This window comes from Bradyrhizobium sp. NBAIM08 (assembly GCF_020193935.1).
GTDB lineage: Bacteria > Pseudomonadota > Alphaproteobacteria > Rhizobiales > Xanthobacteraceae > Bradyrhizobium > Bradyrhizobium yuanmingense.
Genome location: NZ_JADYVR010000071.1, coordinates 1 through 618 on the forward strand (window position 1 = coordinate 1; position 618 = coordinate 618).

Annotated in this window: 1 protein-coding gene; it reads right to left on the bottom strand. The window is 66.0% G+C overall.

Annotation, left to right across the window (positions count from 1 at the left end):
• On the bottom strand, positions 1-618 hold a 618-nt coding region (locus I6F37_RS38430), incomplete at both ends, for an ATP-binding cassette domain-containing protein (RefSeq protein WP_225154133.1).

The window sequence follows — 618 nt, forward strand, 5'->3', positions numbered from 1 at the left end:
ATGTTCAGGCCCTTGCCCTCGGTGATCGTGCCGGCGACGGCGCCCATCTCGCGGGCGATGGTCTTCACCAACGTCGACTTGCCCTGGCCGTTGGCGCCCAGGATGCCGATGCGCTGGCCGCCCTGCACCGAGCGGCTGACGCCCGTCAGGATGGTCTTGGGCGCGGCGTCTTCGACCTGGTAGCCGAAGCTCGCGCCGGTGATCGACAGCATCGGGTTCGGGATGTTGCCGGGTTCCTTGAACTCGAAGGTGAAGTCGGCTTCCGCGAGCAGCGGCGCCACCTTTTCCATGCGCTCCAGCGCCTTCACGCGGCTCTGCGCCTGCTTGGCCTTGCTGGCCTTGGCCTTGAAGCGGTCGATGAATTTCTGCAGGTGCGCCATGCGCTCCTTCTGCTTCTCGAAGCTCTGCTGCGCCTGCTCCATGCGGATCGCGCGCATCTCCTCGAAGGCCGTGTAGTTGCCGGTGTAGCGGACGAGCTTGGTCTCGTCGAGATGGACCGTGACCTTGGTGACCGCGTCGAGGAACTCGCGGTCGTGGCTGATGACGACCATCGTCCCGGCGTAGCGCTGCAGCCAGGCCTCGAGCCAGACGAGGGCGTCGAGGTCGAGGTGGTTGGTC